The following is a 22,599-nucleotide window of genomic DNA, read 5'->3' as shown; positions in this document are numbered from 1 at the left end:
GAGGTGACTTCGAATGCCTGACGAAAGCAAGTACCTCGAGTACTTGAAGCGGCTCACGGCCGACCTGCGCACCGCCCGCCGGCAGCTGCGCGACGTCGAGGAGCGGGACACCGAGCCGATCGCCGTCGTCGCGATGAGCTGCCGCTTCCCGGGCGGCGTGCGCAGCCCGGAGGACCTGTGGGAGCTGGTCACGACCGGCGGCGACGCGATCTCGGACTTCCCCGGCGACCGCGGCTGGCAGCTCGAGCCCGGCCCCGGCGGGCGGGTGCCGCAGGGCGGGTTCCTCTACGACGCACCGAAGTTCGACGCCGGGTTCTTCGGCATCAGCCCGCGCGAGGCGCTGGCCGTCGACCCGCAGCAGCGGGTTCTGCTCGAAGTGGCGTGGGAGGTGTTCGAGCGGGCGGGCATCCCGGCGGACGCCTTCCGCGGCTCGGACACCGGTGTCTTCATCGGTGCCGCGTCCTCGCAGTACGGCGCGGGCAGCGGCGCGGAGCTGGCCGGGCTCGCGGGACACCTGCTCACCGGCAACGCGACCAGCGTCGTCTCCGGGCGCCTGGCCTACACCTTCGGGCTCGAGGGCCCGGCGGTCACTGTGGACACTGCGTGCTCGTCTTCGTTGGTTTCACTTCACTTGGCGGTGCACGCGCTGCGCACCGGCGAGTGCTCGATGGCGCTGGCCGGCGGGGTGACCGTGATGGCGCACCAGGGCACGTTCGTCGCCTTCGACAGCCAGCAAGGGCTTTCCCCGGACGGGCGCTGCAAGGCGTTCGCCGGCGCGGCCGACGGCACCGGCTGGGCCGAGGGCGCCGGAATCCTGCTGCTGGAACGGCTTTCCGACGCTCGCCGCAACGGTCACGACGTCCTCGCCGTCGTGCGCGGCACCGCGGTCAACTCCGACGGTGCGTCCAACGGCCTGACCGCCCCGCACGGCCCGTCCCAGCGCCGGGTCATCCGCCAGGCGCTGGCCAACGCGCGGCTGTCCGCCGCGCACGTCGACCTGCTCGAGGCGCACGGCACCGGTACGAAGCTGGGTGACCCGATCGAGGCGCAGGCGCTGCTCGCCACCTACGGCCAGGAGCGCGAGCCGGGGCTGCCGCTGTGGCTCGGCTCGCTGAAGTCGAACCTGGGCCACGCCCAGGCCGCGGCCGGCGTCGGCGGCGTGATCAAGCTGGTCGAAGCGTTGCGGCACGCGAAGATGCCGCGCACCCTGCACGTCGACGAGCCGACCCCGCACGTGGACTGGGCCTCGGGCGAGGTCGAGCTGCTCACCTCGGAGCGTGACTGGCCGGAGACCGGACGTCCCCGGCGCGCTGCCGTGTCCGGGTTCGGGATCAGCGGCACCAACGCGCACGCGATCCTGGAGGAGGCACCTGAACCGGTCTCCGAAGACACCGAAGACGTCGTCGTCCTCCCGCCGCGCCCGCTGCCGTCGCCGCTGCCGGTGCTGGTGTCCGCCCGCAGCGCGGAGGCCCTGCGCGCGCTCGCCGGGGACTTCGTCACCCACCTGACCGCCCGTCCCGAGCTGCGGCTCGCGGACGTCGCGTTCTCGACCGCCGCGGGCCGCTCCTCGCTGGAGCACCGCGCCGTCCTGCTCGCCGACGACCGTGACGCGCTGCTCACCGGCCTCACCGCGCTGGCGGGCGACACCCCCGCGCCCGGGCTGGTCCGCGGGGTCACGGCCGTGCGCGGCCGGCTGGCGTTCCTGTTCACCGGCCAGGGCAGCCAGCGGGCCGGCGCCGGGCGTGAGCTGTACGACGCGTTCCCGGAGTTCGCGGCCGCGGTGGACGAGATCTGCGCCGCCTTCGAGTCCCACTTGGACCGTCCACTCAAGACGGTCCTGTTCGACGAGACCGGTCTGCTCGACCGGACCGAGTACACGCAGGCCGCGCTGTTCACCCTCGAGGTGGCGCTGTTCCGGCTGCTGGCGCACCTCGGCGTCACGCCCGACTTCCTGATCGGCCACTCGATCGGCGAGCTGGCCGCCGCGCACGTCGCCGGGGTCTGGTCCCTGGCGGACGCGGTGACCCTGGTCGCCGCGCGCGGCCGTCTCATGCAGGCGCTGCCGTCGGGTGGCGCGATGGTCGCGATCCAGGCGACCGAGGACGAGGTTGCGGAATATCTGTCCGACCGGGTGAGCATCGCGGCGGTCAACGGTCCCGAGGCGATCGTCGTCTCCGGTGACGAAGACGCTGTCCTCGCGGTCGTGGAGCAGTTCGCCGGCCGCAAGACCAAGCGCCTGACCGTGAGTCACGCGTTCCACTCGCCCCGCATGGACGGCATGCTCGACGAGTTCCGCGCCGTCGCGGCGAGCTTGACGTACAGCGCGCCGGTCATCCCGATCGTCTCGAACGTCACCGGCGCCCCGGCCACCGCGGCCGAGCTGGCCGACCCGGAGTACTGGGTGCGGCACGTCCGCCAGGCCGTCCGGTTCGCCGACGGCATGCGCGCGCTCACCGCGAAGGGCGTCACTACGTTTCTGGAGCTGGGCCCGGACGGCGTGCTGTCCGCGCTCGGGCGCGAGTCCGCCGGCCCGGATGCGGTGTTCGCCGCCGTGCTGCGGGCCGGCCGTCCCGAGTCCGGCTCGGCGCTGGCCGCGCTCGCCGCCGTCCACGTGCACGGCGTCGCCGTGAACTGGCCGGTGCTGTTCGAGGGCACCCGGCGCGTCGAGCTGCCGACCTACCCGTTCCAGCGGGAGCACTACTGGATCGAGCCGAGCGGTTCCGCGCCGGCCACCACCGCCGAGGACGCCGGGTTCTGGCAGGCCGTCGAAACCGGCGACCCGGCCGCGCTCGCCGCCACCCTCGACCCGGGCAACACGGACCTGGCGTCGTCCCTGGGTGACGTCCTGCCCGCCCTGGCCTCCTGGCGCGACCGCCGCCGTGAAGAATCCACTGTGGATGGCTGGCGGTACCGGATCTCCTGGACACCCCAGCCGACCGCGGCCGCCGAACTGTCCGGCACCTGGCTGGTGGTCGGGGCGCCGGAGATGTTCGGTGACGCCGTCGTCGAGGCCCTGACCGCCCACGGCGCGCGAGTCCGCTGGATCGCCGACCCGACCGAACTCCGCGGCAACCGCACTGGCGGGAGTGGCCTCGCTGGTGTGAGCGGGCTGGCTGGCGACCCCGCCGACCCGACCGAACTGTCCGCTGGCCTCGCCGACCCGACCGACCTGTCCGGCGAATCGTTCACCGGAGTCCTCTCCCTCCTCGCCCTCGACGAAACCCCCGACCCCGCCCACCCTGGCCTTACCACGGGCCTGACCAGCACGATCGAACTGATCCAGGCCCTCGGCATCACCGCGCCCCTCTGGCTCGCCACCTCCGGGGCGGTCGCCACCGGCCGCGCCGATCGGGCCGTCTCGCCGGTGCAGGCGCAGGTCTGGGGCCTGGGCCGGGTGCTCGGGCTGGAGGAGCCCGGCCGCTGGGGCGGGCTCGTCGACCTCCCGGCCGAGCTGGACGCCCGCGCCGGTGCCCGGCTGGCCGCGGTGCTCGCCGACGCCGGTGAGGACCAGGTCGCCGTGCGTGCCAGCGGCGTGTTCGCCCGCCGTCTGGTCCGAGTCCCGGCGACGCCGGTGCGGTCCTGGACCCCGCGCGGCACCGTGCTGATCACCGGCGGCACCGGCGCGCTGGGCGCGCAGGTCGCCCGCCGCCTCGCCGCCACCGGTGCGGAACGCCTGGTGCTGACCGGCCGTCGTGGCCTGGACGCCCCGGGCGCGGCCGAGCTGCGTGACGAACTGACCGCGCTCGGCGTGGACGTCGTCGTCGCGGCGTGCGACGTCGCCGACCGTGACGCCCTGGCCGCGCTGCTCGCCGAACACCCAGTGACGTCGGTGTTCCACGCCGCCGGCGCGACCGGATCGGCGCCGCTGCACGAGACGTCCCTCGCCGGGTTCGCAGAGCTGGTGCGCGCCAAGGTCGTCGGCGCAGCCAATCTCGACGAGCTGGCCGGCGACGTCGACGCGTTCGTCCTGTTCTCCTCGATCGCCGGGGTCTGGGGCAGCGGCGGGCAGGCCGCGTACGCCGCGGCGAACGCCCACCTGGACGCCCTGGCCGAGCAACGTCGTTCGCGCGGGCTGGCCGCGACCGCGATCTCCTGGGGCCCGTGGGCCGGGGGCGGCATGGTCGAGGGTGACGGCGAGCAGCAGCTGCGCCGCCGCGGCCTGCCGCCGATGGCTGCCGAGCCGGCGCTCGCCGCGCTGGCCGGGGCGCTCGACGGGGACGAGACCACGGTGACCGTCGCCGACGTGACCTGGGCGTCCTTCGCGCCCGGGTTCGCCGCGGCCCGCCCGCGTCCGCTGCTCGCCGAGCTGCCCGAAGCGGTCGCCGCCCTGACCGGCGGCCCTGCCCGCACGGAATCCGGCGCCGGTGTGGAACTCCGCGCCCGGCTCGCCGCGCAACCGTCCGAAAAGGACGCTCTCGGCGTGCTCGTCGGCATCGTCCGCGCCGGGATCGCCGCCGTGCTCGGGTTCACCTCCGTGGCCGACGTCCGTGACGACCGGCCGCTGGCCGACCTCGGGTTCGACTCGCTCACCGCGGTCGAGCTGCGTGACCTCCTGGCCACCGAGACCGGCCTGAACCTGCCCGCGTCGCTGGTGTTCGACTGCCCGACCCCGGAGCTGCTCGCCGCGCACCTGCACGCCGAGCTGATCGGCGACGCGCCGGTCGCCACCGTCGTCAGCACGTCCACTGTGGACGACCCGATCGCGATCGTGGCGATGAGCTGCCGGTACCCCGGCGGTGTCACCTCGCCCGAGGACCTCTGGCGCCTGGTCGAGGGCGGCGTCGACGGCATCGGCCCGTTCCCGGCCGACCGCGGCTGGGACCTCGACGCGCTTTACGACCCCGACCCGGACAACCCGGGCACCAGCTACACCCGCGAAGGCGGGTTCCTGCCCGCGGTCGGCGGGTTCGACGCGGCCTTCTTCGGCATCTCGCCGCGTGAAGCGCTGGCCATGGACCCGCAGCAGCGCGTGCTGCTGGAGACCGCGTGGGAGGCGTTCGAGCGCGCGGGCATCAACCCGCGTTCGGTGCGCGGCAGCCGGTCCGGCGTGTTCGTCGGCTCGAACGGCCAGGACTACGCGGCCCTGCTGATGCGCTCCGGCGACGCCGGCGAGGGCTACCTCGCCACCGGCAACGCCGCCGCCGTCGTGTCCGGCCGGCTGGCCTACACGTTCGGCCTCGAAGGGCCCGCGCTGACCGTCGACACGGCGTGCTCGTCGTCGCTGGTCGCGCTCCACCTGGCCGCCCAGGCCCTGCGTAACGGCGAGTGCGAGCTGGCCCTGGCCGGCGGCGTCACGGTGATGACGACGCCGACCGCGTTCGCCGAGTTCTCCCGCCAGCGCGGCCTCGCCGCCGACGGCCGCTGCAAGTCCTTCGCCGCCGCGGCCGACGGCACCGGCTGGGGCGAGGGCGCCGGACTTCTCCTGCTGGAACGGCTTTCCGACGCGCAGCGCAACGGCCATCCGGTGCTCGCGCTCGTCGCGGGCAGCGCGGTCAACTCCGACGGCACGTCCAACGGCCTCACCGCACCCAACGGCCCGGCTCAGCAGAACGTGATCCGCCAGGCGCTCGGCGCGGCCGGCCTCACGACGTCCGATGTGGACACCGTGGAGGCGCACGGCACCGGCACGGTGCTCGGCGACCCGATCGAGGCGCAGGCCCTGCTGGCCACCTACGGCCGCGACCGCGACGGCGAGCCGCTGTGGCTGGGCTCGCTGAAGTCGAACATCGGGCACACCCAGGCCGCCGCCGGCGTCGGCGGCGTGATCAAGGCCGTCCTCGCGATGCGGCACGGTGTCCTGCCGCGCACGCTGCACGTCGACGCGCCGTCGCCGCACGTGGACTGGACGTCCGGCGCGGTCGAGCTGCTCACCGAGGCTCGGGCCTGGCCCGAGACCGGACGTCCGCGCCGCGCCGGCGTCTCGTCGTTCGGCGTCGGCGGGACGAACGCGCACACGATCATCGAGCAGGCCCCGGCCACCGAGCCGGCTCTGGACCGCGGTGCGCAGCCCTCGCTGGCGCCGATCGTGCTGTCCGCACGCACCCCGGAAGCGCTGCGTGCGCAGGCCGCGGCACTGACCGTCGACGCCGATCTGGGCGACCTCGCGTTCTCCCTGGCAACGTCACGGGCGGCGCTCGAACACCGCGCGGTCGTCACGGGCGAGACCGTCGAAGACGTCGAGCGTGGCCTGCGCGCGCTGGCCGAGGACCGATCCGACGCCGCGCTCGTCCGCGGCGAAGCGGGCGGCGGGCTGGCGTTCCTGTTCACCGGCCAGGGCAGTCAGCGAGCGGGGATGGGCCGGGAGCTGTACGACGCCCACCCGGTCTTCGCCGACGCGCTCGACGCGGTGTGTGCGGAGTTCGACACCCACCTCGACCGTCCACTGCGGACGATCTTGTTCGAGGACTCCGAACTGCTGGACCAGACCGCGTACACCCAGGCTGCGCTGTTCGCGGTCGAGGTGGCTTTGTTCCGCCTGGTCGAATCCTGGGGCCTGCGGCCGGACTTCCTGGCCGGCCACTCGATCGGCGAGCTGGCCGCGGCGCACGTCGCCGGGGTGCTGTCGCTGGCCGACGCGGTGACGCTGGTCGCCGCGCGGGGACGCCTGATGCAGGCGCTGCCGGAAGGTGGCGCGATGGTCGCGATCCAGGCGACCGAAGACGAAGTCGTGCCGCACCTCACCGAGCGCGTGAGCATCGCCGCGCTCAACGGTCCTAACGCGACAGTCGTCTCCGGTGACGAGGACGCCGTGCTGGCCGTCGCCGCGCACTTCGCGGACCGCAAGACCAAGCGCCTGACCGTGAGCCACGCGTTCCACTCGCCGCTGATGGACCCGATGCTGGACGAGTTCCGCGCGGTCGCCCGGTCCCTGACGTTCGCCCCGCCGCGGATCCCGATCGTCGCCGGTGACGTCACCGACCCGGAGCACTGGGTGCGGCACGTCCGCGACGCCGTCCGGTTCGCGGACGGCATGCGGACCCTCGAAGCCAGCGGTGTCACGACGTTCCTGGAGCTGGGTCCGGACGGCGTGCTGTCCGCGATGGGCCAGGACTGCGTCGCCGACGGCACCTTCGCGCCGCTGCTGCGGTCCGGCCGCCCGGAGCGCGACACCGTCGCGACCGCGCTGGCCACGGCGTACGCACACGGCGCGAAGATCGACTGGACGGCCCTGTTCGCGGGCGCCGACGTCCGCCGCATCGACCTGCCCACCTACCCCTTCGAGCACACGACGTTCTGGCCCGAGCCGGCCATCGCTCAAGTCGAGGGCACCGAAGACGCCGGGTTCTGGCAGGCCGTCGAAACCGGGGACGCGGACGCGCTCGCCGCGACCCTCGACCTGCCCGCCGGCTCGCTCGCCGACGTCCTGCCCGCGCTCGCCGGCTACCGCCGTCGCGGCCAGGAGAAGTCCACTGTGGACTCCTGGCGCTACCGGATCGACTGGCTGCCGGTGCCGTCGGACACGACCCCGGAGCTGTCCGGCCGCTGGTTGCTGGCCGGGCCCGACGCTCTCGGCGTCACCGCCGCCCTCACCGCGCACGGCGCCGAGGTCGAACCGCTGACCCCGGAAGCGCTCGACGGCCCGGTCGCCGGAGTCGTCTCCCTGCTCTCGCTGGACGAGCGGGACGGCCTCGCCGCGACGCTCGACCTGGTCCAGACCCTGGCCGCCCACGAGGTTGCCGCCCCGCTGTGGCTGGTCACCTCGGGCGCCGTCGGCACCGGCCGCGCCGACCGGCCGCGCAGCGCTACCCAGGCGATGACCTGGGGTTTCGGTCGCGTCGTCGGCCTGGAGTACCCGCAGCACGGCGGTGGCCTGATCGACCTGGACACCACGCTCGACGAGCGCGCCGCCACCCGGTTCGCCCGGGTGCTGGCCGACGGGACCGAGGACCAGGTCGCGATCCGCGCCACCGGTGTCTTCGGCCGCCGCCTCGCGCACGCCGCCCCCGCCACCACCGCCTGGACCCCGCGCGGGACCGTGCTGGTCACCGGCGGCACCGGCGCGCTCGGCGCGCACGTCGCCCGCCACCTTGCCGCCGAGGGCGCCGAGCGGCTGGTGCTGACCAGCCGTCGCGGTCTGGACGCGCCGGGCGCGGCCGAGCTGCGTGACGAACTCGCCGAGTCCGGTGTGGACGTGGTCGTCGCGGCCTGCGACGTCGCCGACCGCGACGCCCTCGCCGCGCTGCTGGCCGAGCACCCGGTCAACGCCGTGGTGCACGCGGCCGGCGCGGGCGACCCGGCCCGGCTCGCGGACCTGACGCGGGACGGGCTCGAGGCCGTCGTCGAGGCCAAGGTCGCCGGTGCGGCGAACCTCGACGAGCTGCTGTGGGACACCGAACTCGATGCGTTCGTGCTGTTCTCGTCCATCGCGGGCGTGTGGGGGAGTGGCGGCCAGGCCGCCTACGCCGCCGCCAACGCCTACCTCGACGCGCTCGCCGAGCAGCGTCGCGCCCGTGGCGTCACCGCGACGGCGATCGCCTGGGGCCCGTGGGCCGAGGGTGGCATGGTCGGCGCCGAAGCCGAGGCCGACCTGCGCCGCCGCGGCCTCCCGGCGCTCGCCCCCGACCTCGCCGTCACCGCCCTGACCTGCGGCGACACCGCCGTCGTGGTCGCCGACGTCGATTGGGCGCGGTTCGCGCCGGGTTACCAGCTGGCCCGGCCGCGGCCGCTGATCGGCGACCTGCCCGAGGTCCGCGCCCTGGACACGGCCCCGGCTGCGGGGGACCGGCCGGCGCTGGTCGCCCGGCTGGCGCCCCTGGCCGCCGCCGAACGGCAGCGTGCGCTGCTGGACGTCGTCCGCGCCGAGGCCGCGCTCGCGCTCGGCCACACCGGCCCGGACGCCCCGGCCGCCGTGCCGCCCGCCCGCGCGTTCCGCGACCTCGGCTTCGACTCGCTCACCGCGGTCGACCTGCGCACCCGGCTGGCCACCGCGACCGGCCTGCGGCTGCCCGCGTCGCTGGCCTTCGACCACCCGAACTCCGAGGCACTGGCCCGGATGCTCGACACCGAGCTGTTCGGCACCGTCCACAGCGGAGTCGAGCCGCCGGGTGCCACGACGTCCGCCGACGACGACCCGATCGTCGTCGTCGCGATGAGCTGCCGACTGCCCGGCGGCGTGCGCAGTCCGGAGGACCTCTGGGACCTGGTCGTCTCCGGCGGTGACGCGGTGACCGAGTTCCCCGCCGACCGCGGCTGGGACCTCGGTGCGCTCTACCACCCGGACCCCGCCCACCCGGGCACGTCCTACGCCCGCACCGGCGGGTTCCTGCACGACGCGGGTGACTTCGATCCGGCGTTCTTCGGCATCAGCCCGCGTGAAGCGCTTTCGATGGACCCGCAGCAGCGGCTGCTGCTGGAGACGTCGTGGGAGGCGTTCGAACGGGCCGGCATCCCGGCGGAGTCCGTGCGGGGCAGCCGGACCGGCGTGTTCGTCGGCTCGAACAGCCAGGACTACGCGACCCTGCTGATGGTCGCGCGGCAGGACGCCGAGGGCTACGTCGCCACCGGCAACGCCGCGAGCGTCGTGTCCGGCCGGCTCGCCTACACCTTCGGGCTGGAGGGCCCGGCCGCGACGATCGACACCGCGTGCTCGTCTTCGCTGGTCGCGGTGCACTGGGCCGCGCAGGCGCTGCGAGCCGGCGAGTGCTCGCTCGCGCTGGCCGGCGGCGCGCTGGTGATGGCCACCCCCGGCACGTTCATCGAGTTCTCGCGCCAGCGCGGCCTGGCCGCGGACGGCCGCTGCAAGGCGTTCGCCGACGCGGCCGACGGCACCGGCTGGGGTGAAGGCGCCGGAATGCTGCTGCTGGAAAGGCTTTCCGACGCCCGTCGCAACGGGCACCCCGTCCTCGCGGTGCTGCGCGGCTCGGCGATCAACTCCGATGGCGCGTCCAACGGCCTGACCGCGCCCAATGGTCCGGCCCAGCAACGCGTGATCCGCCAGGCCCTCGCGGCCGCCGGACTGTCCACTTCGGACGTCGACGTCGTCGAGGCGCACGGCACCGGCACCACGCTGGGCGACCCGATCGAAGCGCAGGCCGTGCTGGCCACCTACGGCCGTGACCGCGACGGCGAGCCGCTGCTGCTGGGCTCCCTGAAGTCCAACATCGGGCACACCCAGGCCGCCGCCGGTGTCGCCGGGATGATGAAGATGATCCTGGCGATGCGGCACGGCACCGTGCCGAAGACGCTGCACGTCGACGCGCCGTCGTCCCAGGTGGACTGGACGGCCGGGGCGGTCGAGCTGGTCACCGAGGCCCGCCCGTGGCCCGAGGTGGGACGCGCGCGCCGCGCCGCCGTGTCGTCGTTCGGCATGAGTGGCACCAACGCGCACGTGGTCCTGGAGGAGGCGCCGCCCGCCGACCAGGCACTCGCCGTCCCCGTGCCGATGGCGCCGTGGACGCTGTCCGCGCACACCGCCGAGGCCCTGCGCGAGCAGGCCACCCGGCTGCTGACGCACCTGGACACCGACGGCTGGGAACCGGCGGACGTCGCGTATTCGCTGGCCACGACCCGGTCCCGGCAGCCGCACCGCGCGGCCGTGCTCGGCACCGACCGCGAGACGCTGCTGGCCGGGCTCGCCGCTCTGGCCGCGGGCGAACCGTCGGCCCTGACCGGCGTCGCCGGGGAAGGCCGGCTGGCGTTCCTGTTCACCGGCCAGGGCAGCCAGCGGGCCGGGATGGGCCGTGAGCTGTACTCGGCGCACCCGGTCTTCGCCGACGCGCTGGACGCGGTCTGCGCCGAATTCGACACCCACTTGGACCGTCCACTGCGGACCGTCCTCTTCGAAGACTCCGCGCTGCTGGACCAAACGGCCTACACCCAGGCCGCGCTGTTCGCGCTCGAGGTCGCCCTGTTCCGGCTGGTGGAGCACTACGGTCTCCGGCCCGACTTCCTCGCGGGCCACTCGGTCGGCGAGCTGGCGGCAGCGCACGTCGCCGGGGTTCTGTCGCTGGCGGACGCGGTGACGCTGGTCGCCGCGCGGGCGCGTCTCATGCAGGCGCTGCCCGAGGGTGGCGCGATGGTCGCGATCCAGGCGACCGAGGACGAGGTCACCCCGCACCTGACCGGGCGCGTGAGCATCGCCGCCCTGAACGGCCCGGCGTCGACCGTGCTCTCGGGTGACGAAGACGCGGTGCTGGCGGTCGTGGCGCAGTTCGCGGACCGCAAGACCAAGCGGCTCACGGTGAGCCACGCGTTCCACTCACCGCTGATGGACCCGATGCTGGACGAGTTCCGCGCGGTCGCCGAAACCCTGACCTACACCGAGCCGAAGATCCCGATCCTCGCCGGCGACGTCACCGATCCCGGGTACTGGGTGCGGCACGTCCGCGAGGCCGTCCGGTTCGCCGACGCCATGCGCGCCCTGGAGGCGGCCGGCGTCACGACGTACCTCGAGCTGGGGCCGGACGGCGTGCTGTCCGCGTTGGGCCAGGACTGCGTCGCCGACGCCGTCTTCGCCCCCGTCCTGCGGAGCGGCCGGTCCGAGGAGCAGGCGTTCGCCCACGCCCTCGGCCAGGCGCACGTCCGCGGGCACGTCCCGGACTGGGGCACCGTCCTGGCCGGCGCCCGCCGGATCGACCTGCCCACCTACGCCTTCCAGAACCGCCGCTACTGGCCGGAAGTCGAGCTGCCCAACGGTTTCGAAGCCACCTCGGGCGATGCCGAGTTCTGGAGCGTCGTCGAAGCCGACGACGTCGCCTCGCTCGCCGAGACCCTGGCCATCACCGAGCACGACGCCGAGACGCTGCTGCCCGCGCTGGCGAACTGGCGCCGGTCCGGCCAGGAGACGTCCACTGTGGACTCCTGGCGCTACCGGATCACCTGGCAGCCGCTGACCGACCTGCCCGCGCCGGTGCTGTCCGGCACCTGGCTGCTGCTGGCTCCCGCCGGACACCCGCTGGCCGGGGTGCTGACCCGTTACGGCGCGGACACCGTCGTCGTCGAGCCCGCGGCCCGCGAGGCGCTGGCCGTCGAGATCGCCGGTGCCGTCTGGGAACGTGAGATCACCGGGGTGCTTTCGCTGGTCACGGCCGACGACCCGGCCACCGCGTCCGCGCAGCTGCTCGACGTGCTGCGGGCGCTGGGTGACGCCGACGTCGCCGCACCCCTGTGGGTGGCGACCGAAGGCGCCGTCTCCACCGGGCGCGCCGACCGGGTCCGCGCCGCCGGCCAGGCCGCCGCGTGGGGCCTGGGCCGCGTGGCCGGCCTCGAGCTGCCGCAGCGCTGGGGCGGGCTCGTCGACCTGCCGGAGGTGCTCGACGAGCGGGCCGGTGCCCGGCTCGCCGGGGTGCTGGCCGGCCCCGAGGACCAGGTCGCGGTCCGCGGCTCGGGTGTCCACGTACGACGGCTGGTTCGCGCCGAAAGGTCCACAAAGGACGTCTGGACGCCGCGGGGCACCGTGCTCGTCACCGGCGGCACCGGCGCGCTGGGTGCGCAGGTGGCCCGCTGGGCTGCGGAAAACGGCGCGGAACGGCTCGTCCTGACCAGCCGTTCCGGGCTCGCCGCGCCGGGCGCCGAAGCCCTGCGTGACGAACTCGGCGTCGACGTCGTGATCGCCGCCTGCGACGTCACCGACCGCGACGCCGTCGCCGCCCTGATCGCTGAGTACCCGGTCGACGCCGTGGTGCACGCCGCCGGCGTCGACCGCCCGACGCCTCTGGCCGACGGCGACGCGGGCGAGTTCGCCGACGTCCTGGCCGCCAAGGTCGCCGGCGCGGCGAACCTCGACGCCGTACTCGGCGAGACCGCTCTCGACGCGTTCGTCCTGTTCGCCTCGATCTCCGGGACCTGGGGTTCCGGTGGTCAGGGCGCGTACTCGGCCGCCAACGCCTACCTCGACGCGCTGGCGCAGACCCGCCGTGACCGCGGCCTGACGGCGACCGCCGTCGCGTGGGGCCCGTGGGACGGCGGGGGCATGGCCTCGCGCGGCGACGCCGCCGACCAGCTCCGCCGCCGCGGTCTCGAGCCGATGTCCGCGACGCTCGCGGTCCGCGCGCTGGCCAGCGCCGTCGGCGCCGGTGAAACCGCGCTGGTCGTGGCCGACGTGGACTGGGCGCGGTTCGCGCCATCGTTCGCCGCGGCCCGCCCGCGTCCGCTGCTCGACACGATCCCCGAGGTCGCCGCCGCGCTGGCCGGTGACGAGGAGACCGCCGAGACGTCCGAGTTCGCCCGGCAGCTGGCCGGGCTGGCCGGCGCCGAGCGCGAGCGGGTGCTGCTGGACCTGGTGCGCACGCACGCGGCGGCGGTGCTCGGCCACTCGGGTGTCAGCGAGGTCGAACCGGGAAAGGCGTTCCGCGAGCTGGGCTTCGATTCGCTCACCGCGGTCGAGCTGCGCAACGCCCTGGGCACCGCGACCGGCCTGCGCCTGCCCGCGACGCTCGTGTTCGACCACCCGACGCCGTCCGTGCTCGCCACGCACCTCGCGACGCAGCTGCTCGGCGGCGAGGTCGTCGCGCGGGCCGCGGTCAGCACCGTGCGCGACGCCGACGACCCGATCGCGATCGTGGCCATGAGCTGCCGGTACCCCGGGGGCGTCCGCTCGCCGGAGGACCTCTGGCGGCTGGTGGCCGAGGGCCGTGACGCCGTGTCCGAGATGCCCGCCGACCGCGGCTGGGACCTCGACGCGCTGTACGACCCGGACCCCGAGAGCGAGGGCACGTCCTACGCCCGCGAAGGCGGCTTCCTGCACGACGCGGCCGAGTTCGACGCCGGTTTCTTCGGCATTTCGCCGCGGGAAGCGCTCGGCATGGACCCGCAGCAGCGGCTGCTGCTGGAGATCACCTGGGAGGCGTTCGAACGTGCCGGGATCGACCCGAAGTCCGTGCGCGGCACCGAGGTCGGCGTGTTCGCCGGCACCAACAGCCAGGACTACGCGGCGCTGCTGATGACCGCGCCGCAGGGCGCCGAGGGGCACGTCGCGACCGGCAACTCCGCCAGCGTCGTCTCCGGCCGGCTCGCCTACACCTTCGGGCTCGAAGGCCCGGCCGTCACCGTGGACACCGCGTGCTCGTCTTCGCTGGTGGCGCTGCACCTCGCGGCGCAGGCCCTGCGCAACGGCGAGTGCTCGCTGGCCCTTGCCGGCGGCGCCCTGGTGATGGCCACGCCGGGCACGTTCGTCGAGTTCTCGCGCCAGCGCGGCCTCGCGCCGGACGGCCGTTGCAAGGCGTTCGCCGCGGCCGCCGACGGCACGGGCTGGGGCGAGGGCGCCGGGATGCTGCTGCTGGAGCGGCTGTCCGACGCACGCCGCCACGGCCACCCGGTGCTCGCCCTGGTCCGCGGCACGGCGATCAACCAGGACGGCGCGTCCAACGGCCTCACCGCCCCCAGCGGCCCGGCCCAGCAGCGCGTCATCCGGCAGGCACTGGCCAACGCCGGCCTGTCCACTTCGGACGTCGACGCGGTGGAGGCGCACGGCACCGGCACGGTGCTGGGCGACCCGATCGAGGCCCAGGCGGTGCTCGCGACCTACGGGCAGGACCGCGTCGAGCCGCTGTTCCTGGGCTCGCTGAAGTCCAACATCGGCCACACGCAGGCCGCGGCGGGGGTCGGCGGGATCATCAAGATGGTCCAGGCGATGCAGCACGGCGTGCTGCCGAAGACCCTGCACGTCGACGAGCCGTCCCCGCACGTCGACTGGACCGCGGGCGCGGTTTCGCTGCTGACCGAGGCACACGACTGGCCTGTGGTGGACCGGCCGCGGCGCGCGGCGGTGTCGTCGTTCGGGATGAGCGGGACCAATGCGCACGCGGTGATCGAGCAGGCCCCGGACTTCACGGCGGACGCTCAGCCGGTCGGCCGGGTGCCGCTGCTGGTGTCGGGGACCGACGCCGAGGCCGTCCGGGCTCAGGCTCGCCGGCTGCTCGCACACTGGGATGCTGCTCCGCAGGTCACACCGGCCGAGCTGGCCGTCGCGTCGGCGACCAGCCGGGCCGCGCTGCCCGCCCGGGCCGCGCTCCTGGCCACGGGCAGGGACGAGCTGCACGCCGCGCTCGGCGCCCTCGGCCGCGGTGAGGCCGGGCTCTCGACGGTGACCGGCACGGCGTCCGGCGGCCGGCTGGCATTCCTGTTCACCGGCCAGGGCAGTCAGCGCGCCGGGATGGGCCGCGAGCTGTACACGGCGTTCCCCGTTTTCGCCGACGCGCTGGACGCGGTGTGCGCGGAATTCGACTCCCACTTGGACCGTCCACTCCGGACGGTTGTCTTCGAGGACTCCGCTCTGCTCGACCAGACCGCCTACACCCAGGCCGCGCTGTTCGCGGTCGAGGTCGCCCTGTTCCGGTTGCTGGAGCACTGGGGCCTGCGGCCGGACTTCCTGGCCGGCCACTCGATCGGCGAGCTGGCCGCGGCGCACGTCGCCGGGGTCCTCTCGCTGGCCGACGCCGTCACGCTGGTCGCCGCGCGGGGTCGCCTGATGCAGGCCCTGCCGTCCGGCGGGGCGATGGTCGCGATCCAGGCGACCGAGGACGAGGTCACGCCCTGCCTGTCGGACCGGGTGGCGATCGCCGCGCTGAACGGCCCGGCCTCGACCGTGATCTCGGGTGACGAGGCCGAAGTGCTGGCCGTGGCCGCGCGGTTCGCGGACCGCAAGACCAAGCGGCTGACCGTGAGCCACGCGTTCCACTCGCCCCTGATGGACCCGATGCTGGACGAGTTCCGCGCGGTCGCCCGGTCCCTGACGTTCGCCCCGCCGCGGATCCCGATCGTGGCCGGCGAGGTGACCGACCCGGAGTACTGGGTCCGGCACGTCCGCGAGGCCGTCCGGTTCGTCGACGGCATGCGGACCCTCGAAGCGGCCGGGGTCACGACGTTCCTCGAGCTGGGCCCGGACGGCGTCCTCACCGCGCTCGCCCAGGACTGCGTGGCCGGCGGGGTGTTCGCCCCGGTGCTGCGGGGTGACCGTCCCGAGGAGGACACGCTCGTCGCGGCCGTCGCCACCGCGCACGTCCACGGCGTTTCGCCGGACTGGACGGCCGTGGCCGGTGGCCGTGGTGCCCACGTCGACCTGCCGACCTACGCGTTCCAGCGCCGCCGCTTCTGGCCCGAGGCCGCGGCCCCGGCCGCGCCGGTGGCCGGGACCGAAGCCGAGCGCGCGTTCTGGACCGCGGTCGAGAACGCCGACCTCGGCCGCCTCACCGGAACCCTCGCGCTCACCGGCGACGAGCCGTTCAGCGAGGTCCTGCCCGCGCTGTCGGCCTGGCGGCGGCAGCAGCACACCGAGTCCACAGTGGACGGCTGGCGCTACCGGACGACCTGGCAGCCCTGGACCGACCTCGGCGAGCCCACGCTGTCCGGCACCTGGCTGGTGTCCGACGGCGACCCGGCCGTGGCCGACGCCGTGACCAGGGCCGGCGCGGACGTCGTCCGGATCACCCTGGACGACACCCTCGCCGCGCAACTCACCGACGTCGGCGAGGTGGCGGGTGTCCTGGCCGGGCTCACCGAGGACGACGGCGACCTCGCGATGCCGGGCAGTGTGAAAGCCGCGCTGACCGCGATCCAGGCCGGCGTCGACGCCCCGCTGTGGGTGCTGACCAGCGGCGCTGTGTCGACCGGCCGGGCCGACCGGCTGCGCAACGCCACCCAGGCGATGGTCTGGGGCCTCGGCCGCGTCGCCGCGCTCGAACTGCCCCAGCGCTGGGGTGGCCTGATCGACCTGCCCGAGGACTTCGACGAGCGCACCGGCGCCCGCCTCACCGCGATCCTCACCGGCGGCAGCGAGGACCAGGTCGCCGTCCGCGGCTCCGGCGTCTACGTGCGCCGCCTCGTCCGGGCCCCGCGTCCGGTCACCACGTCGTGGACCCCGCGCGGCACCGTCCTGGTCACCGGCGGCACCGGCGCCCTGGGCGCGGAGGTCGCCCGCTGGGCGGCTCAAAGCGGCGCCGAGCGGCTGGTCCTCACCAGCCGCCGGGGCCTCGACGCGCCGGGCGCCGGACAGCTGCGTGACGAACTCGCCGAGTCCGGTGTGGACGTCGTTATCGCCGCTTGTGATGTCGCCGATCGCGACGCCGTCACCGCGCTGCTCGCCGAGTACCCGGTGGACGCCGTGGTGCACACCGCGGGGGTCGACCTGCCGACCGACCTGACCACTGTGGACACCGAGGCGTTCGCCGGCGTGCTGTCGGCGAAGGTGCTCGGGGCGGCCCACCTGGACAGCCTCGCCGGGGACGTCGACGCGTTCGTCCTCTTCTCCTCCATCTCCGGCGTCTGGGGTGCGGGTGGGCAGGCCGCCTACTCGGCCGCCAACGCCTACCTGGACGCGCTCGCCCAGTCGCGCCGCGACCGTGGGGTGCCGGCCACGGCCGTCGCCTGGGGGCCGTGGGCCGGTGGGGGCATGGCCTCACGCGGTGACGCGACCTCGCACCTGCGTCGCCGTGGTGTCACGCCGATGCGGCCGGAGGCGGCGATCGCCGCGCTCGCCCAGGCGGTGAACCAGGAGCCGGCCGTCGTCGTGGCCGATGTGGACTGGACGCGGTTCGCGCCGTCGTTCGCCTCGGTCCGCCCGCGTCCGCTGCTCGACGGCGTGCCCGAGGCCCGGGCCGCTCTCGTCGCGGCCGAGGCCGGGCCGGTGACCGGCGACGACACCTTTCGCACCCGGCTGGCCGGGATGGGCCGCGCCGAACAGGACCGGACGCTCGTCGCGCTGGTCCGGGCTGAAGCGGCCGCGGTGCTCGGACACGACGGCGCCGCGGCGATCGAGCCCGGCCGGGCGTTCAAGGACCTCGGCTTCGACTCGCTGACCGCCGTCGAACTGCGCAACCGGCTCACCGCCGCGACCGGCGTCCGGCTGCCCGCGACCCTCGTCTTCGACCACCCGAACACCACCGCGCTGGCCGCGAGCCTGCGGGCGGAACTGGTCGGGGAAACGGTGGCCGCCGCGGTCGAGACCGTGTCCACCGTGGACGACGACCCGATCGCCATCGTGGCGATGAGCTGCCGTTACCCGGGTGGCGTGCGGTCGCCGGAAGACCTCTGGCACCTGGTCGCCGACGGGGTCGACGCGGTGAGCGAGTTCCCCGCCGACCGCGGCTGGGACCTGGGCGCGCTGTACGACCCGAGCCAGGAGGCGCCCGGCACGAGCTACGCCAAGGAAGGCGGCTTCCTGAACGGCGCGGCGGACTTCGACCCGGCGTTCTTCGGGATCAGCCCGCGGGAAGCGCTCGCCATGGACCCGCAGCAGCGGCTGCTGCTGGAGACGTCGTGGGAGGCGTTCGAGCGCGCGGGCATCCCGCCGGAGGCCTTCCGCGGCAGCCGGACCGGCGTGTTCGCCGGCACCAACAGCCAGGACTACGCGGCGCTGCTGTTCGGCGCGGCGGAGAACACCGAGGGGTACGTCGCCACCAGCAACGCGGCGAGCGTCGTCTCCGGCCGGCTGTCCTACACGTTCGGCCTGGAAGGCCCGGCGCTGACGGTCGACACGGCGTGCTCGTCGTCGCTGGTCGCGGTGCACCTCGCGGCCCAGGCGCTGCGGCAGGGCGAGTGCGAACTCGCGCTCGCCGGTGGTGTCCTGGTCATGGCGACCCCGGGCACGTTCATCGAGTTCTCCCGCCAGCGCGCGCTGTCCTCGGACGGCCGTTGCAAGGCGTTCGCCGAGGCCGCCGACGGCACCGGCTGGGGTGAGGGCGTCGGCATGCTGCTCCTGGAGCGGTTGTCGGACGCGCAGCGCAACGGTCATCCGGTGCTGGCGATCGTCCGGGGGAGTGCGATCAACCAGGACGGCGCGTCCAACGGCCTGACCGCGCCGAACGGTCCTGCGCAGCAGCGGGTGATCCGGCAGGCGTTGACCAGTGCCGGTCTGTCCACTTCGGATGTCGACGCGGTCGAGGGCCACGGCACCGGCACGACGCTGGGCGACCCGATCGAGGCACAGGCATTGCTGGCGACCTACGGCCAGGACCGTGAGACGCCTCTGCTGCTGGGCTCGCTCAAGTCCAACATCGGGCACACTCAGGCGGCTGCGGGTGTCGGCGGGATCATCAAGATGGTCCAGGCGATGCAGCACGGTCTTCTGCCGAAGACGCTGCACGTTGACGAGCCGTCGTCGAAGGTGGACTGGACCGAGGGCGCGGTCGAGCTGCTGACCGAGGCACGCGAGTGGCCGTCGGTGGACCGCCCGCGGCGCGCCGGCATCTCGTCGTTCGGCATGAGCGGCACCAACGCCCACGTCATCCTCGAACAGGCCCCCGAAACCCCCGCGGCCACTGCCTCGGAGACGCGGCCGGCGCTCATGCCCTGGGTGCTGTCCGCTCGCAGTGCCCCCGCGCTGCGAGCCAGGGCTGCCGAACTGGTCGCCGACGTCGATCCGCTGGACCTCGCGCACGCCCTCGCCACCCGGCGCGGCGCGCACGAGCACCGCGCGATGATCGTCGCGGCCGACCAGGAGGCGCGGCTCGCCGCGCTGACCGCGCTCGCCGCCGGTGCGTCCGCGCCCGGCCTGGTCGAGGGCACGGTCGGCCACGGTTCGCTGGCGTTCCTGTTCACCGGGCAGGGCGCGCAGCGCGCCGGGATGGGCCGCGAGCTGTACGCGGCGCACCCCGCGTTCGCGACCGCGTTCGACGCCGTCTGCGCTCACCTCGACCAGCACCTGGACCATCCACTGCGGACGATCGTGTTCGCCGCGCCCGGTTCGGACGAAGCCGCGCTGCTCGACAACACCGGCTACACCCAGCCCGCGGTGTTCGCCCTCGAAGTCGCGCTGTACCGGCTCCTCGAGAGCTTCGGCGTGACGCCGGGCTTCGTCGCCGGGCACTCCATCGGCGAACTGGCCGCCGCGCACGTCGCCGGGGTGTTCGACCTCGCCGACGCGGCGGCGATGGTGGCGGCCCGGGGCCGCCTGATGCAGGCCCTGCCCACCGGCGGCGCGATGGTCGCGATCCAGGCGTCCGAGGACGAAGTCGTCCCGCTGCTCACCGACGGCGTCGCGATCGCCGCGGTCAATGGTCCACAAGCGACGGTCGTGTCCGGCGACGAGCAGGCGGTGCTGGACCTGGCCGCCGGGTTCGGGGCCACCGGGCGCAAGACCCGGCGGCTCACCGTCAGCCACGCCTTCCACTCGCCGCGGATGGACCCGATGCTGGCGGAGTTCCGGGCCGTCGCCGAACGCGTCACCTACGCGCCGCCGCGGATCCCGCTGGTGTCCACGGTGACCGGCGAACCGGCGACCGAACTCGGCGCCGACTACTGGGTCGGCCAGGTCCGCGAGGCCGTGCGCTTCGCGGACGCCGTCCGCACCCTGGAGACGGCCGGCGCGACGACGTTCGCCGAGATCGGCCCGGACGGCGTGCTCAGCGCGATGGCCGCCGAGTCGTTCACCGGCGTGACCGAGGACCCGGTCGTGACCCCGGCCCTGCGCGGCGACCGGCCCGAGGCCGACGCGTTCGCCGCGGCCCTGGCCCGGCTCTACGTCCGCGGGTTCGCCCCGGACTGGGACGTCGTCTTCGCCGGCACCACGCCGCGCCGCGTCGACCTGCCGACCTACCCGTTCCAGCACGCCCGTTTCTGGCCGACGGCCGCGCCCGTTCCGGAGAAGGCGTCCACCGGCGACGACGAGTTCTGGACGGCCGTGCGGCAGGGTGACCTGTCGACGCTGCCGGGCTTCCCCGCGCACGCGCTGGAAGAGGCGCTGCCCGCGTTGTCGGAATGGCACGAGGGCCGTCAGGAACAGTCCAAGGTGGACTCCTGGCGCTACGGTGTCCGCTGGGTTCCCTTCGAGACCACCGCCTCGCCGGTCCTGAAGGGGACGTGGCTGGTCGTCGGCGAGGGCACCACCTCGGTCGCCGACGCGCTGGAGAAGCACGGCGCGAAGGTCGTCAGCGTCGACGTCGACCCGAACGCGGCGTTCGCCGACCAGCTGCTGCTCGCCACCGCCGGGCACGACTTCGCCGGGGTGCTCTCGCTGCTCGGCACCGCCGAGGGCGCGCACCCGGACCACCCGGTGCTGCCCACGGCGGTGGCCGGCACGGTCACGCTGGTCCAGGCCCTGGCCGAAATCGGGCTCGACGCTCCCTTGTGGATCGTCACCCGCGACGGCGTCGACCGGCCGGAACCGGCGCAGGTCTGGGGCCTCGGCCGGGTCGTCGCGCTGGAGTACCCGCAGCGCTGGGGTGGCCTGGTCGACCTGCCGGAGCGGTTCGACGAGCGCGCCGCGACCCGCCTGGCCGCGGTGCTCGCGGGTGACCGCGACGGCGAGGACCAGGTCGTGATCCGGCCGTCCGGGACGCTGGCCCGCCGGCTGGAACGGCGGCCGCGCACCGGCACCGGCACCTGGACCCCGCGCGGCACGGTGCTCGTCACCGGCGGCACCGGCGCGCTCGGCGCCCGGGTCGCGCTGTGGCTGGCGAAGAGCGGCGCGGAGCACCTGGTCCTGACCAGCCGCCGGGGTGCGGACGCCCCCGGCGCGGCCGAACTGACCGCCGGGCTCACCGAGCTGGGCGCCCGGGTGAGCGTGGTCGCCTGCGACGTCGCCGACCGCGACGCCGTGGCGAGGCTGGTCGCCGAGTACCCGCCTAACGCCGTCGTGCACGCCGCCGGGCTGGACGTCCCGGTGCCGTTGCCCGAGGTCACGCCCGCGCTGTTCGCGCAGGTCCTGGCCGGGAAGGTGGCCGGCGCGCGGCACCTGGACGAGCTGCTCGGCGACACCCCGCTCGACGCGTTCGTGCTGTTCTCCTCGATCTCCGGGATCTGGGGCAGCGGCGGCCAGCCGGCCTACGCGGCGGCCAACGCGAGCCTCGACGCGCTCGCCGTGTCGCGGCACGCCCGGGGCCTGGCGGCCACCGCGGTCTCGTGGGGCCCGTGGGCCGACGGCGGTATGGCGCAGGGCGCGCCGGAGGAGCACCTCCGCCGTCGCGGCCTGCCCGCGATCGCGCCGGACGCGGCGATCACCGCGCTCGGCCAGGCCCTCGCGGACGGCGACGCGCAGCTCACCGTGGCCGACGTCGACTGGGCGCGGTTCGCCCCGGCGTTCTCGGTGAGCCGGGCGCGCCCGCTGCTGACCGGCGTGCCGGAGGCGGCGAAAGCCATGGCGCCGGCCGAAGAACCGGTCGCGGCCGGCGAAACCGCTTTCAGTCGCTTGCTGGCCGACGCCCCGGCGTCCGAGCGGCAGGACGCGCTCACCGGCGCGATCCGGCGGGAAGCCGCGGCTGTGCTCGGCCACACCGACGGCGTCGAGCAGGTCGGCCCGAACCGGGCGTTCCGCGAGCTCGGCTTCGACTCGCTGACCGCGGTCGAGCTGCGCGACCGGCTCGCCACGGCCTCCGGGCTGCGGCTGCCGGCCACGCTGGTCTTCGACTACCCGACACCGGCGGCGCTGGCCGCGCACCTGCTGGACGGACTGGCTCCGGACGCGGGCTCGTCGCTGCTGGACGAGCTGGAACGGCTGGAGACGGCGCTGGCCACGGCCGACGTCCCGTCTGGTGTGGACGATCTGCACGGCGCGGTCGCCGCCCGGCTGCAGGCGGTGCTGGCGCGCTGGAACGACCGCCGCGCCGCCGAGCCGAAGGTGACCGCCGCGCAGCAGCTGAGCGACGCGAGCGCGGACGAACTCCTCGAATTCATCGACAACGAGCTGGGGATGTCATGACGGGCACGAACCGTCCACTGGGGAATGAG

The 22,599-nt window shown here is 74.8% G+C and carries 1 protein-coding gene; it reads left to right on the top strand.

The annotated features are described in order from the left end of the window. Positions 1 to 13: 13 nt before the first annotated feature. Positions 14 to 22,570, top strand: a complete 22,557-nt coding sequence (locus VA596_RS31685; RefSeq protein WP_323331873.1) for a type I polyketide synthase — start codon at positions 14 to 16, stop codon at positions 22,568 to 22,570. The last annotated feature ends 29 nt before the right edge of the window (positions 22,571 to 22,599 follow it).

This window comes from Amycolatopsis heterodermiae, from assembly GCF_034929455.1.
Taxonomy (GTDB): domain Bacteria; phylum Actinomycetota; class Actinomycetes; order Mycobacteriales; family Pseudonocardiaceae; genus Amycolatopsis; species Amycolatopsis heterodermiae.
This window is presented reverse-complemented; position numbering and strand designations above follow the sequence as displayed.